This window comes from Phyllobacterium trifolii, assembly GCF_014192095.1.
Classification (GTDB): Bacteria; Pseudomonadota; Alphaproteobacteria; order Rhizobiales; family Rhizobiaceae; genus Phyllobacterium; species Phyllobacterium trifolii.
In genome coordinates this window covers 96,832-109,754 of record NZ_JACHXN010000002.1, presented here as the reverse complement: position 1 = coordinate 109,754, position 12,923 = coordinate 96,832, and the positions used below count along the sequence as shown (strand labels likewise).

General features: G+C 54.5%; 10 protein-coding genes. 3 read left to right on the top strand and 7 right to left on the bottom strand.

The window, feature by feature from the left end; genetic code table 11:
- Nucleotides 1–39: 39 nt before the first annotated feature.
- Nucleotides 40–1,314: a polysaccharide biosynthesis/export family protein gene (locus tag FHS21_RS03495; protein ID WP_112526559.1), complete on the bottom strand. Its 1,275-nt coding sequence runs from the start codon at nt 1,312–1,314 to the stop codon at nt 40–42.
- A gap of 872 nt (nt 1,315–2,186) precedes the next feature.
- Here FHS21_RS03495 and FHS21_RS03490 point away from each other — a divergent pair.
- The 3 genes from FHS21_RS03490 (at nt 2,187) to FHS21_RS03480 (ending at nt 5,198) form a co-directional block, all read left to right on the top strand.
- A complete protein-coding gene (locus FHS21_RS03490) occupies nt 2,187–2,465 on the top strand; it encodes an exopolysaccharide production repressor protein (protein ID WP_112526555.1) in 279 nt (92 codons plus the stop codon).
- A 206-nt stretch (nt 2,466–2,671) separates the two neighbouring features.
- Nucleotides 2,672–3,661, top strand: coding sequence for a glycosyltransferase family 2 protein (locus FHS21_RS03485; RefSeq protein ID WP_312879836.1), 990 nt, complete (start codon nt 2,672–2,674; stop codon nt 3,659–3,661).
- Nucleotides 3,662–3,863: 202 nt separating this feature from the next.
- Nucleotides 3,864–5,198, top strand: a complete 1,335-nt coding sequence (locus FHS21_RS03480; protein WP_112526551.1) for a polysaccharide pyruvyl transferase family protein — start codon at nt 3,864–3,866, stop codon at nt 5,196–5,198.
- Here the strand turns inward: FHS21_RS03480 and FHS21_RS03475 are convergent.
- From FHS21_RS03475 to FHS21_RS03450, 6 genes are all read right to left on the bottom strand, one after another.
- Complete coding sequence (locus tag FHS21_RS03475; protein ID WP_112526549.1) at nt 5,145–6,605, bottom strand: lipopolysaccharide biosynthesis protein; 1,461 nt, start codon at nt 6,603–6,605, stop codon at nt 5,145–5,147. The genes FHS21_RS03480 and FHS21_RS03475 overlap by 54 nt on opposite strands.
- Entirely contained in the window at nt 6,602–7,780 is a 1,179-nt protein-coding gene (locus tag FHS21_RS03470; protein WP_112526547.1) for a glycosyltransferase, read from the bottom strand. The genes FHS21_RS03475 and FHS21_RS03470 overlap by 4 nt, the downstream gene beginning before the upstream one ends.
- Nucleotides 7,781–7,826: 46 nt before the next feature.
- Entirely contained in the window at nt 7,827–8,906 is a 1,080-nt protein-coding gene (locus tag FHS21_RS03465; RefSeq protein ID WP_112526545.1) for a glycosyltransferase, read from the bottom strand.
- Between the two features lie 36 nt (nt 8,907–8,942).
- Nucleotides 8,943–10,274, bottom strand: coding sequence for a UDP-glucose dehydrogenase family protein (locus tag FHS21_RS03460; protein ID WP_112526542.1), 1,332 nt, complete (start codon nt 10,272–10,274; stop codon nt 8,943–8,945).
- A 118-nt stretch (nt 10,275–10,392) separates the two neighbouring features.
- Complete coding sequence (locus tag FHS21_RS03455) at nt 10,393–11,070, bottom strand: sugar transferase (RefSeq protein ID WP_112526540.1); 678 nt, start codon at nt 11,068–11,070, stop codon at nt 10,393–10,395.
- 463 nt (nt 11,071–11,533) lie between these two features.
- Nucleotides 11,534–12,784: an O-antigen ligase family protein gene (locus FHS21_RS03450; protein ID WP_183660986.1), complete on the bottom strand. Its 1,251-nt coding sequence runs from the start codon at nt 12,782–12,784 to the stop codon at nt 11,534–11,536.
- Nucleotides 12,785–12,923: the final 139 nt, after the last annotated feature.

Here is a 12,923-nt window from a genome sequence, read left to right as displayed (position 1 = left end):
GGAAAACCGGTTCCCACTTTTCCTGGAATTGCTCTAGGTTCACGAATGCTCGGTGTCGATTTTGACCTTGACCACATCGCCGGGCAGCAGGATGGTCCCTTCTTCAGCGGTAGTCTCTTCGGTTTTTCCGTTGGAGTTGCGGACAATGCTGTATTGCATAACAACAGGATCTGAGCCGTTGCCCGCGGCAGCCGGCGCATTGACCAGCGCTTCGGTCATCAGATTTTTGTTCATCTGAAGCTTCAGATTGCTTTCATCGAGCGTGGCCTGTGTCGCCTGCATCTCGGTTGCCAATTCCGACTTGCGCTCATTATCAAGGTCGGTCTCGTTCTGGGTCGATTTACTGATTTCCTGCTTGGCACGCAACGACGCGGTATCAAGATCCAGAAGTTTGCCTTCCATGTCTGCAACCGAGGTTTGCAACCCGAGGAGGCGGGAGTTCACAACAAGGCCCTGATCCGCCAGTCCGCCAATGCTCGTGAGTTCCTTGCGGGTCAGATCCAGCTGCCGGTTCTGCACGCCCATTTTCTTCTCAAGCGAACTGATTTCGTTCGTATAGAGCGTCTTGAGGTCGTTCAGCCCACTGATCTGGAGATCGAGGGAATTTTTCCTTGTCCGCATGATTGCCGTTTCATCGTCGACCAGTCTCTTGAGGTTCGACTTCTCGATCAAATCGTTCGGAACCTTGATTTCCTGCACATTGGCCAATTCGGCTTGCAGTCTTGCAAGTTTGACCACCGCCCGGTCATGCGCGGCTACTATGACATCATAGTCCCCGCGCGCATTGAAATAATCCCGCTCGAAGCGCTGCCCGGTCGTTCGCGGCATTCCGCCAGCAAGGCTGACAGCCTTGAGAACCGTCATTTCCGGCTCGAATGCATATCTGCCTGGCGTCTGCACGTCGCCTGAAACGAAAATCGGCCGAAACTCGGATATTTCTACGGAAGCCTCCGGGAGATCGCTAAGGCCGAGTTTCTGCCGGAGGTTCTCGGAGATCTCCTTGGCAATTTCGGATGTGGTCTTGCCGCCAGCGGCTATTTCACCCGCGAAGGGAAGAGACAAGGTGCCTGAGGGCCCAACCCTGTAGTCACCTGTGATCGTGGGCCACTCGCGAAAGGTGCCTTCTGCGGTCTGCCATTCGATCACGCGTATGGTGACCTTGTCCATCGGGCCCAACGCGTAATCCGCAGCATGGGCACCCGGCGCAAACAGCATCATGAGAAGCAGCATGCAGCCATAAAAGAACCAGCGCGTTGCAGCGGTGAAACCGCGTGGCATGCCTGAGCACGCACTTGACGGGGAAATCGGGGTCATTTCCAACAATTACTCCTGTAAATCAATCGGGATCGGTGTGGCTATTTCCGCCCTAATCTCGGCAAAGCCACCCGGCCCAAGCCTCATAAGCAGGATCGTGTGACATATATGAGGCGGGAATGATCTTGCGAACGATCACAATGTCCTTCCGAAAAGGCCAATTTCAACGGAATGCTTGTCGAAAACAAGGCATTCGTCGAAGGTAACACCGCTGCCCTCGTGGTATCCGCTCCAGTCAGCCCGGAACGGACGCGAATGATGTTCGGAAGATAACATAAAAATTGTGCGTTGCAACAGAACGCCGTCTGCAGCATGCGAGTTGTATAGCATTTTGGCTGCATTCTTTGGTCGTAACCGCCGGAAATGACGGTGTATCTTACCGGAGTGTTATGTAATTTGTGATCGCAATTCCGCTCGCTCAGGCCAAAAACATAATTACATATGCTTATATAATTGAGTGATTGTAATTAGTTTTGTCTCCTTCTAGAGAATTGGATGGGTTGTATAGCTGTGGAATATTGTGTAATTTTTTTATTTGCGCTGCAACATAGCGTGAATGTGTCGTGTTTCGTTATTTTTGAGTGAAGACAGGATGTGCTTCAGCCGTCCGCGTGCGTTGTATGCTGTATTCGCGGGTCTCAATACCTCGCCGACTCCAAAAGCGCAGAAAAATTGTGGTTACAAGGTAAGAAAACTGTTATATTCCGGCTTAAAATTAGCCGAGGTGCTTTCATCTAAACTCAAGGGGTTTGGTATAGACAAATTGGCAGTCAAAAAAACATTCATGTACGCGCATTAGCGTGTGTGGGGGGAGACAAAATGACAAGAAACGATACGCCAGCTTTTCTCCGCATAGAGAATGGGAGCTGAGCATGAGATTTCCAAATTTTTTAGTTGGAATGTTCGGCGTCCTTATTGCATTTGCGATCACGACCTACATTCTCACGCAATCCCTGTGGGCAACAATCGTCCAGACGTTGATTTGCGCAGTCGTCATCCAGGTAGGATATTTCGCGGTGGTGCTTTTCCTTGTCGCGCGCGAAAAGCCGCGGACGTCCGAGTGGAAGCAGTCCGGGACTAATGAGGCAACCGGCATTGTCGCCAACAAGCAGCCGCCGTTCAAGTCAATTACACCAACAGAAACGCACTAACTTCCGACCCTGGAGTTCCTTCGTAACTGCCGGTTTGAGGTCTGCCTCTTGCGGGAGGCCGAAATATTTGTATCCTTGCTGCATCGGTCTGGTGTCGGCAATACGCCCACAGACCATACGTGGTGCGCGCTAACACGCCTTCGTGCACCCAGTAGAGACCCGCACAGTCGAGGGCAGGGGCAATTACAGATAATCCGGACAATAGTGTGTGTGTGATCATCGCTGCGAAGAACGCAGCCGACACAATCGCGGCCGCCATATCCTCCGCCTTGGCGGATACATACGTGACAGAAGTGATCGTCGTCGACGATGGCTCGACCGATGGTACTTCAGAAGCAGCCGCAGAGGCCGATGACGCGAGCGGGCGGCTGCGTATCATTCGTTTCGACGTAAACAGGGGGCCATCTTACGCACGTAATCACGCCATTTCCTGTTCCTCGGCAGCTCTGATCAGTATTCTCGACGCCGACGATTTCTTTATCCCGGGGCGCTTTTCCCATCTGCTGTCGACCCGGGACTGGGATATGGCCGCCGACAACATCGTCTTCGTTGATCAACGTTGGGTCAGCCATTTCAACACACTCGCCATTGACAAGTTTTCTCCGGAAACCTGGTTTCTCGACTTGCCGACATTCGTCGACCGCAACATTTCGAGGCGCAACAAGCAGCGCGGCGAGCTCGGCTTCCTGAAGCCCGTCATCCGGCGCGAGTTTCTGGATCGCCACAGCCTGCGCTACAATGAAAAGCTGCGGCTCGGCGAGGATTACGATCTCTATACGAGAGCGCTGGCCTTGGGTGCCCGGTTTCAGATAATCAACAATTGTGGTTATGGAGCCGTCGTCCGTGCGGATTCGCTGAGTGGGCGGCACAGGACGGACGATCTGAAACAACTCGCCGATGCCGACAGGACGCTTCTGGATAGCGGTATGCTGTCGGGAGGGGGGCTGGAAGCAGTCCGCGAGCATGAGCACCATATTCGCTCCAAATTCCATCACCGGCAGTTTCTCGACATCAAATCGCAGCAGGGGCTCGTTGCGGCAGCTGTCTATGGTTTGCGCAATCCGTCTGCGGTTTTTCCAATCGCAACGGGCATCCTGACCGACAAGTTCGATGGAGCCATCAGAAACAGATCGACTGTCCCCCAGGTCAAACCAGAGCTGCGCTATCTGTTTCCGGCAACTGCCAAAACGCAGTGAGCCTGACGCGGATATCCATTCGAATTTATTGTGCGTTGCACAAAAAGACACAATGGACTAGTCTGTTTCAAGAATAGATCAGGGGCCAATATGAGCGGATTTGCTCAGTTGGTTTCGACAACTGAGCGCGCACAGGCTGCGGTTATGATTGACTCGCAGCCAACAGACCCCATGCCGCCAATCAGATACCAGGGTTAGTTTTATGAAAATCATTGTCGAGAACACGGTCTGCCTGAATACGGGCGACGCCGCCATTCTTCTAGCGATCAGGCACATCCTGAGAAAAGTCTGGGGCGAGGATTTGCGTTTTCAGGTCTTCGACAGCCAGCCGGAAGTGGCCGCACGACTTTACCCTCGACAAGAATATCCGGATCTCGAATTTCACAAACTCCTGTCGGAGTCCGTCTTCAAGTACAGCTACGATCAAAACGTCCTGAAGAACGCTGTCAAGCCGCTCTACAATCGAATTGTACTCGAGGCCCTGCGCCGCTTCGGCAGGGGCGGGCCGATCGACAAGATGTTGTTTAGCGACAGTGATCGCCGCTCGCTTGAGATCTACCGGGACGCTGACCTCGTCATCACGACGGGCGGAACCTACCTCGTCGAGAACTACAACCTCGAACGGCGTCTCAATCAATTCCGCATCGATGCGATAGTCGGTAAGGATCCCGTGTTCTTCACGCAGTCGCTGGGGCCCTTCAACAAGGAATACAATCGCCAGGAACTGAAACCTGTCTTTGACCGGAGCCCGCTCATTCTTCTTCGCGATTCCCGGTCGAAGGACCATATTGTCGATCTCGTTGAGGACCCCGGCAAATGCCATGTGGTGGCCGATGCGGTGTTCGCGCTCGCCGACACGGACCGGATTGCCGGGATTCTGGCTGCGGACCAGACACCGAAAACGGGTCGCGTCGCTATTTCCGTCCGGCACTGGAACTACGTCAAGGGCGGTGGGGATGGCATGCGCCGCTACCTTGATTCCATCCGGAATATCGTCACCACGCTGGTGCGGGACCAGGGCAAAGAGGTGACCTTCCTGTCGACTTGCCAGGGCGTGCCGGAATATGCCCATGACGATTCCAAGGCGGCCAACGCGATCGTTGCCGAGCTCGATCCCGAGATTGCCAGCCATGTCAGCGTCGACGCGTCATTTCATACGCCAGAGCAACTGATGGCGCTCGTAAAAGGCTTTGATTTCGTGGTCGCCACACGCATGCACATGATGATCATGTCGCTGTGCGTCGGCACCCCGGTGTTGCCGATCGCCTACGAGTTCAAGACCAAGGAAGTCGCCAAGCGTATCGGTGTGTCCGACGTTCTGCTCGACATCGACACCGTGACAGTAGGGGAAGCCAGTGAAAAGCTCGCTACCTTCATCCAGAATCTGGAACATTATCGCAAGACGAGCCTCAAGGCTGTTCTTGGCGAGCACGCATCGGCAATGTCCGCAACGGAGCTTCTGAAGCCGCTTCTTGCCACGCCTTCAGCGAATGTTGCTCGCAACCTTGGACCAGATAGCCGACAGAGCGCTGCGTGACTGGGGTAGCAAAAGCATCAGTGCGAACGCGAACGCATAGTTCAGCAGCACAGCCAGGATGACCGCGAGAAAGTCCGAGCGGGCGATCAGCGACAAGGGCAGCAGCCAGTAGGCGAGCCAGGCCAGCAGGGCCGAAACGATGAAGAGGCCTTGCACCAAAAGCACATCCATCGCTGTCACCGGGCCGACGCGGTGCACAAGCACTGCGAGAACGGGAACGCGCAGGATATAGCCGCTGATGGCATAGGCCGCGGCGACGCCGACAGCACCCCAATGCAGGCCCACGATAAAAGCAACCACCGTCGTGATCGAAGAGTAGATGCCCCAGCGGAACATGGTCTTCGTCCTGTCCTGGCAGATGAAGATCCAGCCAGTGGTGCTCGAAATGGGCTGAATGAGGCCGGCAATGCCGAGCCAGGCGAAAATCGGCGCGACGGGCAGCCATCTGTCGCCGAAAAGAATGCCGACGACCTGTTCAGAGGTTAGGGTCAACGCTGCGATAGCGGGTACCGTGACGGCCGCAAGCACCCAGTTGGTCTGCATGTAGATATCGCGAAAGCGTTTCTTATCGTCTTGTATTCGGCTGAGCAGCGGAATCATCAGACGTGTCAGCGGCTGATTGATGTTCTGCAACGGGAACAGCAGAAGCTTGTAAGCGCGGTCGTAATAGCCGAGCTCAATCGCGCCTGAAAATTTGCCGATCAGAATATTGTCGAGATTGCGGGAGAAGAAGTTGACGAGGTTGAAGCCTGTAAGGTTGGCGCCGAAGGACATGATGTCGCGATCGATCTTCAAGACCGGCTTGTCCGGCCTGAATCGCGCCACACGCCAGGCTGCAAGCAATCCAACCGCCGCCGATGCTGCCGGACCAAGCACCAACGACCAATAGCCCATGCCGGCATAAGCCGCCACGGCCGCTGTTGCAAAGCCTGCAATGGCGGTGACGACATCGTTGATCGCGAGCTGACCGAACTGCAGATGGCGGTTCATCAGGCTGAGCGGCATGGCCGCCAGACTTCCGAGGAAGAGCGGCAGGCCGGCGCCGATGGTGATCCCGACCATGCGCGCATCACCATAATAGGAAGCGACGACGGGGGAGAGCGCGACGACGACGGCAGTGCTGGCGAGACCGGCAAAGGCGCTCATCCAGAAGACCTGGTTGAGCTGCCGCTGACTGATCTCCTTGCGCTGAACGACCGCTTGCTGGAGCCCGAGATTCTGGAAAAGCGCAACGAACGCTACGATCGGACTGACAGAGGCGACAAGTCCGAAATCTTCCGGAATGAGCAGGCGCGCCAGGACGATGACGGAGAGGAACTGGACAACGATTTTGATGCCTTGTGCGATAACCGTCAAAAGGCCGCCGCGGAGGGCAACGCGTCCAAACTGAAGCGGTTCGGCACTCACGCGCTTAACTTCACTTCGGCCAGACGCGTGATCATATGGGCAAATTGATCATTCAAAACATCGGCGTTGAAATCGGCTTCGATCTTCCTCCTTGCAACCAAAGCGATGCGCTCGCATTCGGCCGGGTGTTCGGCGATCCACAAAAGTTTTCCCGCAAGAGCCTCGATATCCCTTTCGGGAACGAGAAATCCTGTCTTCTGGTCTTCTATAAGTTCGGGAATCCCCGAATGATATGTGCTGAGCACTGTAAGCCCGGCAGACATTGCCTCCATGAGGGAAACCGGAATGCCTTCCACATCTCCATCCTGTGCCGTCACGCTCGGCAGCAGGAACACGTGTGCTTCGCGCAAGCGCTGCTTGACCTCGCTGTGTGGGCGCGGTCCGAGAAATGTCACCCGGTGCGCAATATTCAGATCGTTGACGAGGTGCTTCAGCTCGTCGAGCAATTCGCCGCCGCCTATGATCGTATAAGCCCAATCGAGGTCTGGATTTGAAGTCGAAAGCTGGCCCAGCGCGCGCAAGGCAAACTCGATTCCCTTCTTTTCGGTCAAGCGGCAGACCGAAACGAGATTCAAGGTGCCTTGATCCCACGAGCGCCACGCATATTCGATCTCGTTGATCCGTACACCCATGTGATGCACGACGACATTTGCTTCTGGCGCCCCGGCGTCCACCAGCGCATTGCGGAAATAGTCGTTGACCGTCAGTTGCCGAGTACCCTGGTCGAACAGGACATTATATTGCCAGAGGGAGTTGTCGAGGAGCGGCCGGCCAACATCGCGGCCATGGAATATCGTGACCAAGGGAGCGCCAAGTTTCTTGCGCTTGAGCACGCGAGCCACACGCAAGCCGTTGTTGCCGAAATGGGCGATGATAACATCGAAATTTTGGAGCTTTCGCGAAAAGACAATGTCGAATGCCGTCGAAATCTTGTCCCAGAGGGCTGTTGGCAGTTTTCGAAGGATCGGGCGCAACGGCGCCAGAGCACCCCACCAGCAAACCGTATTTTCAGACAGCGCTTGCCAATGCTTTGTTCGAGCACTGCCCTGCTTCAGGAGGTTCTCGTTACAGATAACGCCCACCTCGATACCGCGCTCAAGAAATCCATTTACCTGATCCACAATGAAGGTCTCGGACAATGACGGGAACTTGTCGACAACAAAACCAACTCTCATTACCGAGCGTTCTTTCAAAAAATCTGCAAATATGGGGCGGCGCTTATCACGCCACCTGTTTGATATTCCGGCTGGCAGCTTGGTCAAGAACGCCGAGAAAGGTCGAAAACTGGCTCTTCGGATCCATCTGCGGCCGCTCGGAAAATTTCCTTGCAGCGGACGAGAGCCGGTCATATTCGCCCTTGTCAGTCCAGAGCGTGCGGATTGCTCCGACCCAATCTTCCAGCGGCGCGTTGTAATCCAAGACAAGGCCGCCTTCGCCAATCGCTTCCGGCAGTCCGCCACGGCGTGACCCCACGACAGGAATGCCGCTGCAATGCGCTTCTGATGCGACGCGGCCCCATGCCTCCTCCCATTTGCTGGGGGCGAGCAGGATCTTGGTGCGCCCATAGACCGTTTTCATGTCGCTGGTGCGGTTTTCGAGTTTGACGTTCTTCAGAGGAGCGATCGTCTTTTCGATGCTGGCCCGGTGATCATCGGCAAGCTTCCAGCTTTCGACAAAGAGAAACGGGATGTCGGGACACTGCCCGGCAATCTGGACGGCCAGTTCAAAACCCTTTTCGTTGTAGGGATTGATGAACGTTACATATTCGCCAGTCGTCGGCGTTCCGTACAGGACAGGGTCGATCGTCGGAGGGATGATGGTCGAATCGATCCCGAACTTTTCCTTGTAGGTCCTCGCGGTGAATTCGGAATTCGCGATGTAGAGTGCTGAATCCAGTTCCCGCAGATCACCGGCAAGTTCGTGGAATTCTACGTTTCTGAGGTAAATGACCAAGGGTATCCCTTCAGCTTGCAGGGCTTTCCCTATCGGAACCGATTTGTGGCATTGTACGACAGCCACGTCGGGCCTGAGCCTTTTGACCGCGAAGCCCGCAGCCTCCCAGGGAAACCAGGCCCTGACCACGGGATAGCCCGGAAAACTGTCTACTGCCGCCCGCTGACCCATGATCTTCATCTTGGCGCGCGCCTTCAGTCCGAACATCCCCTGGCCAAACAAGGCAGCTAGAACCGAGGCCTCGTGCCCCTGATTGCGCAATTGTTCGACCAGATGATGCGTACTCGATTGAACGCCACCGCTGAACTGGGGATAGTAGCCGTTGCCGCCCGCAAAAAGTACTTTCATCGCGTGGCTCCTTGTATCCTGTTTTCCACCGGCGACCTATGCGGCCTGCCTGCCGATGCTGTAATATTCCAGACCATGACGGGCGATGACCTTGGGATCATAGATATTCCGGCCATCGAAGACGACAGGCGTCGTAAGGGCGTCCTTCATGAGGTCGAAGGATGGTGCCCGGAAGCTCTTCCATTCGGTTACGATCAGCAGGGCGTCGGCACCGCGCAACGCTGCTTCCTTGGTTCCGCAAAGTAGCAGATCATCGCGCTGGCCGTAAATGCTCTGGCATTCCTGCATCGCCTCCGGATCAAAGGCTTGCACGCTGGCTCCCGCCTGCCACAGAGCCTCCATCAGCGTGCGCGAAGGCGCTTCACGCATGTCGTCGGTGTTCGGTTTGAAGGCCAGCCCCCAAAGCGCAAATACCTTGCCCTTGAGATTGCCCTTGAAATAGCGGTGGACTTTTTCGAACAGAATGGACTTCTGCGCGTTGTTCCGCTCATCCACCGCCTTCAGCATCTTGGCATCGAAACTGATGCCTTCTGCTGTCTGGATCATGGCGCGGACGTCCTTCGGAAAGCACGACCCGCCATAGCCTATTCCCGGATAGATAAAGTCGTAGCCAATGCGTGGATCGCTGCCGATGCCCTTGCGGACCTCCTCGATATCGGCACCGAGCCGCTCAGCCAGACCCGACATTTCATTCATGAAGCTGATTTTTGTCGCGAGGATGCAATTGGCTGCATATTTCGTAAATTCGGCACTGCGCACATCCATGACAATCATTTTATCATGATTGCGGCTGAAGGGAGCGTAGAGCTCCCGCATCACCTTTTCGGTGTTATCGCTGCTGGTTCCGATGATGATGCGGTCAGGCTTCATGCAATCCACAACGGCCGAGCCTTCCTTGAGGAATTCCGGATTTGAGACGACATCGAAATCCAGTTCTTCGCGTCCTCTCGCCTTGAGCACTTCCGCGATTTTAAGCCTTATCTTGTCGCAGGTACCTACCGGCACTGTGGATTTGCTCACAACGATCTTTGGCGCTTCCATTTCGCGCCCGATCGCCTCTGCCACGGCCAGCACATATTTGAGGTCGGCGGATCCGTCTTCGGTGGGCGGTGTACCGACCGCACTCATCAGGATCTGGCCATGTTTAACTGCGGCTGCGACGTCCGTCGTGAACGTGATGCGGCCCGCTGCGTGATTCTCTCTGACGAGACTCTCAAGACCTGGCTCGTAAATCGGGATCAATCCCTGATTCAACCGTTCTACCTTGTCGGCGTCGATATCGACGCACAAAACATTGTGCCCCACCTCAGCCAATACCGCGGCCTGTACAAGACCGACATAGCCAATTCCAAAAACCGTCAAATTCATTGGATTTGTTCCTGTGCAAAGACATCGGATCGCATCTGGATCCGGTCACTTAAAAACATTAAAATCGCGGGCCATAAGGAATGCCCGCAACCAGGTTTTGCAATTGTCATTGAGCTGTTCAGTAACTGCCTCTGGCCATGCAAACGGCAGGCACAGTCTTGATGATGATATGCAAGTCGAGTTTCAACGACCAGTTCTCGACATAGTGCCGATCGAACTCCACGCGGCTGTCGTAAGAAACGTCGTTGCGCCCGCTTACCTGCCAAAGCCCTGTGAGGCCAGGGCGTGATTTGAGGTAGAACACCGCGGCGTTGCCATAATTCTCCAGCTCGTCGTGGACGACGGGACGGGGTCCGACAATGCTCATGTGGCCCTGAAGGATATTGATGATCTGCGGCAATTCATCAAGGCTCAGTTTTCTCAGTACCGCCCCGACGCGAGTGACACGCGGATCGTCCCTGAGCTTGCGGGTGGCTTCCCACTCGGCCCTAGCATCGGGGTTGGCTGCAAAATAGCTGGCCAGCACGCCATCGCCATCTGGAACCATCGTCCGGAATTTGAGGCAATGGAAAATGCTGCCCCCGCGCCCAATACGGCGATGGCCATAAAATACCGACCCGCCATCGGACAACCTTACGAGGAGTGCAATAAGCAGGAACAGGGGGCTAAGGGCAATGAGGCCTGCCAAGGCCCCAGCAATATCGAATCCACGCTTCAGGAATCCGCCCAAAGCAGGATCGAAATCCGTATCAATTTGTGAATAGCTCAAATCGGTCGATTTGACTGAATCGCTCATGGCGCAACTCCGGGGGTCGGGTGATCGAATGGGCTGATGCGACGGTATCAAACGGTACATCCAAGGCTACATCTAAAGTTGCATTAAAAATATGGTGCAATGCAACACAAAAAATTAACACGCGTGAAACACTAAGTGATGGCTAGAAATTGCCCATAAGTTGCCCAATTTTTGACCTCTTCGACTATATTATACGTCTGTTAACTTGCAGACGTTTTGCCGACTATTGTTCGCTATTTGCATTGTACTGTGGCGAATTTGGCAGTGGTTGCGCCTTAAGGCATGGTTCAGCGCAAAATAGGCGTCTGATACAGGTCATAACGCGAATGCGGTAACTTTTTCGGGGCCGCAAACCGGGCGTTATGCTGCACTGCACTAATCCCTTCAATGCATAAAGAAGTGGCGAACGGGCGGGTTCCACCCGGTCCATATTTGTGCCTTTTTTTGATCGATCACGATATTGTTATGTCTGTAGTTGCGTCGGTTGCATCATTTTGAAGGGTGTGCGCTGGGGGATGGCAAGCAATCCTGCTGAATAATACAGGAGGAATGACCCGATCGTGTAAGGCTGGATGAAGTCGATCTCGAAGAACGAGCGGATCAATAGCAGCAGCGCGATGCCAAACATGAGGTGTCCTTGCGGCGTATATCCTTCCGTCAGCAGACGCCGCAGGAAGCCGATCACCACACCCCCCAGGAGCAGGCTGATCAGAACAACGCCGACATAGCCAAGTTCGACAAGCACTTCGATATAGGTATTGTGAAAATGAAATCCGGTACGCGCAGGAATGTAGAATTCTGCCCATAGTCGCTCGGCCTCAGAGAAGCCTTGTACCCAGTAAGCCTGATAGCCAATACCCATAAGTGGCGCCTCGCGCGAAGCTCTGAATCCCTCTTGCCAAAGATAAGTACGTCCGGTGAGTGTGGAATTCTTGCCGAAAGCGCCAAGTACCAGATCAATGGCGCCGGCATTGATAGCCACGGCAACGAGCACCAACGCTACCGCGACGCCGACTACAAAAAAGGACCGGCGGTGCTTCGGTGAAAATTTCAATACAACGCCGACGATCAAGGTTGCGGTGAATATCGCAAGCGTTGCGATGACCGAGGTAGCCGAACTGGAGGCCACCAGGCAATAGGCAGACAGGATCCCGCAGACGACTGCGATGCATCGCCATATTTTGCTGGTTTGCAACACGAAGAAACTGGCGAAGGCGAAATAGACACCCAGGGATGCAAAGAAGCCAAGCTGGTTCTTGGACGCGAACGCGCCGACGAAACTATAGGAGCCGTCCAGCGCATCATATTGGTATTGGCCAAAGCCAAGCGAATAAAGCAGGACCAGCGCAACACCCATGCTGACCCCGCTGGCAAAGGTTCGCGCGTCTATGATGCGGGATGCGATCAAGGCGCAGATTATCGTCGTCAAATACTGAATGCCGGCGCGCAGGGTGACTGGGGGCGCGGCCGACCATAAAAACGACATGCATGCCAAGAGGACGAAGGGCAATACCCAATAGAAACGTGCGTAGTTGCCGATGACTTTTCGGTAGTCCACCAAAACAAGAGGCAACCAAAGCCCGTAAAAAACCAGGATGGATAGAAAACCAAAGTTTGTCGAATAGGCAAAAACGAAGACCGATAAGCCTACGGCGAGCGTTCCGTACCAAAAATTCTTGCCTGGCTCGACAAGCAGGGATTTTGCAATTCTCATCGTGACGTCCGTATGGGAGCATTGTGTTTTTCTCTTGGACGGATTTCCGTTTTCGTCGTCCAGAGATGATTTGAGCTCTATCACTTCGTTAAATTCGATACGGGAAACTGGCACTATCGGCGGAATTTGTAAAATTCAA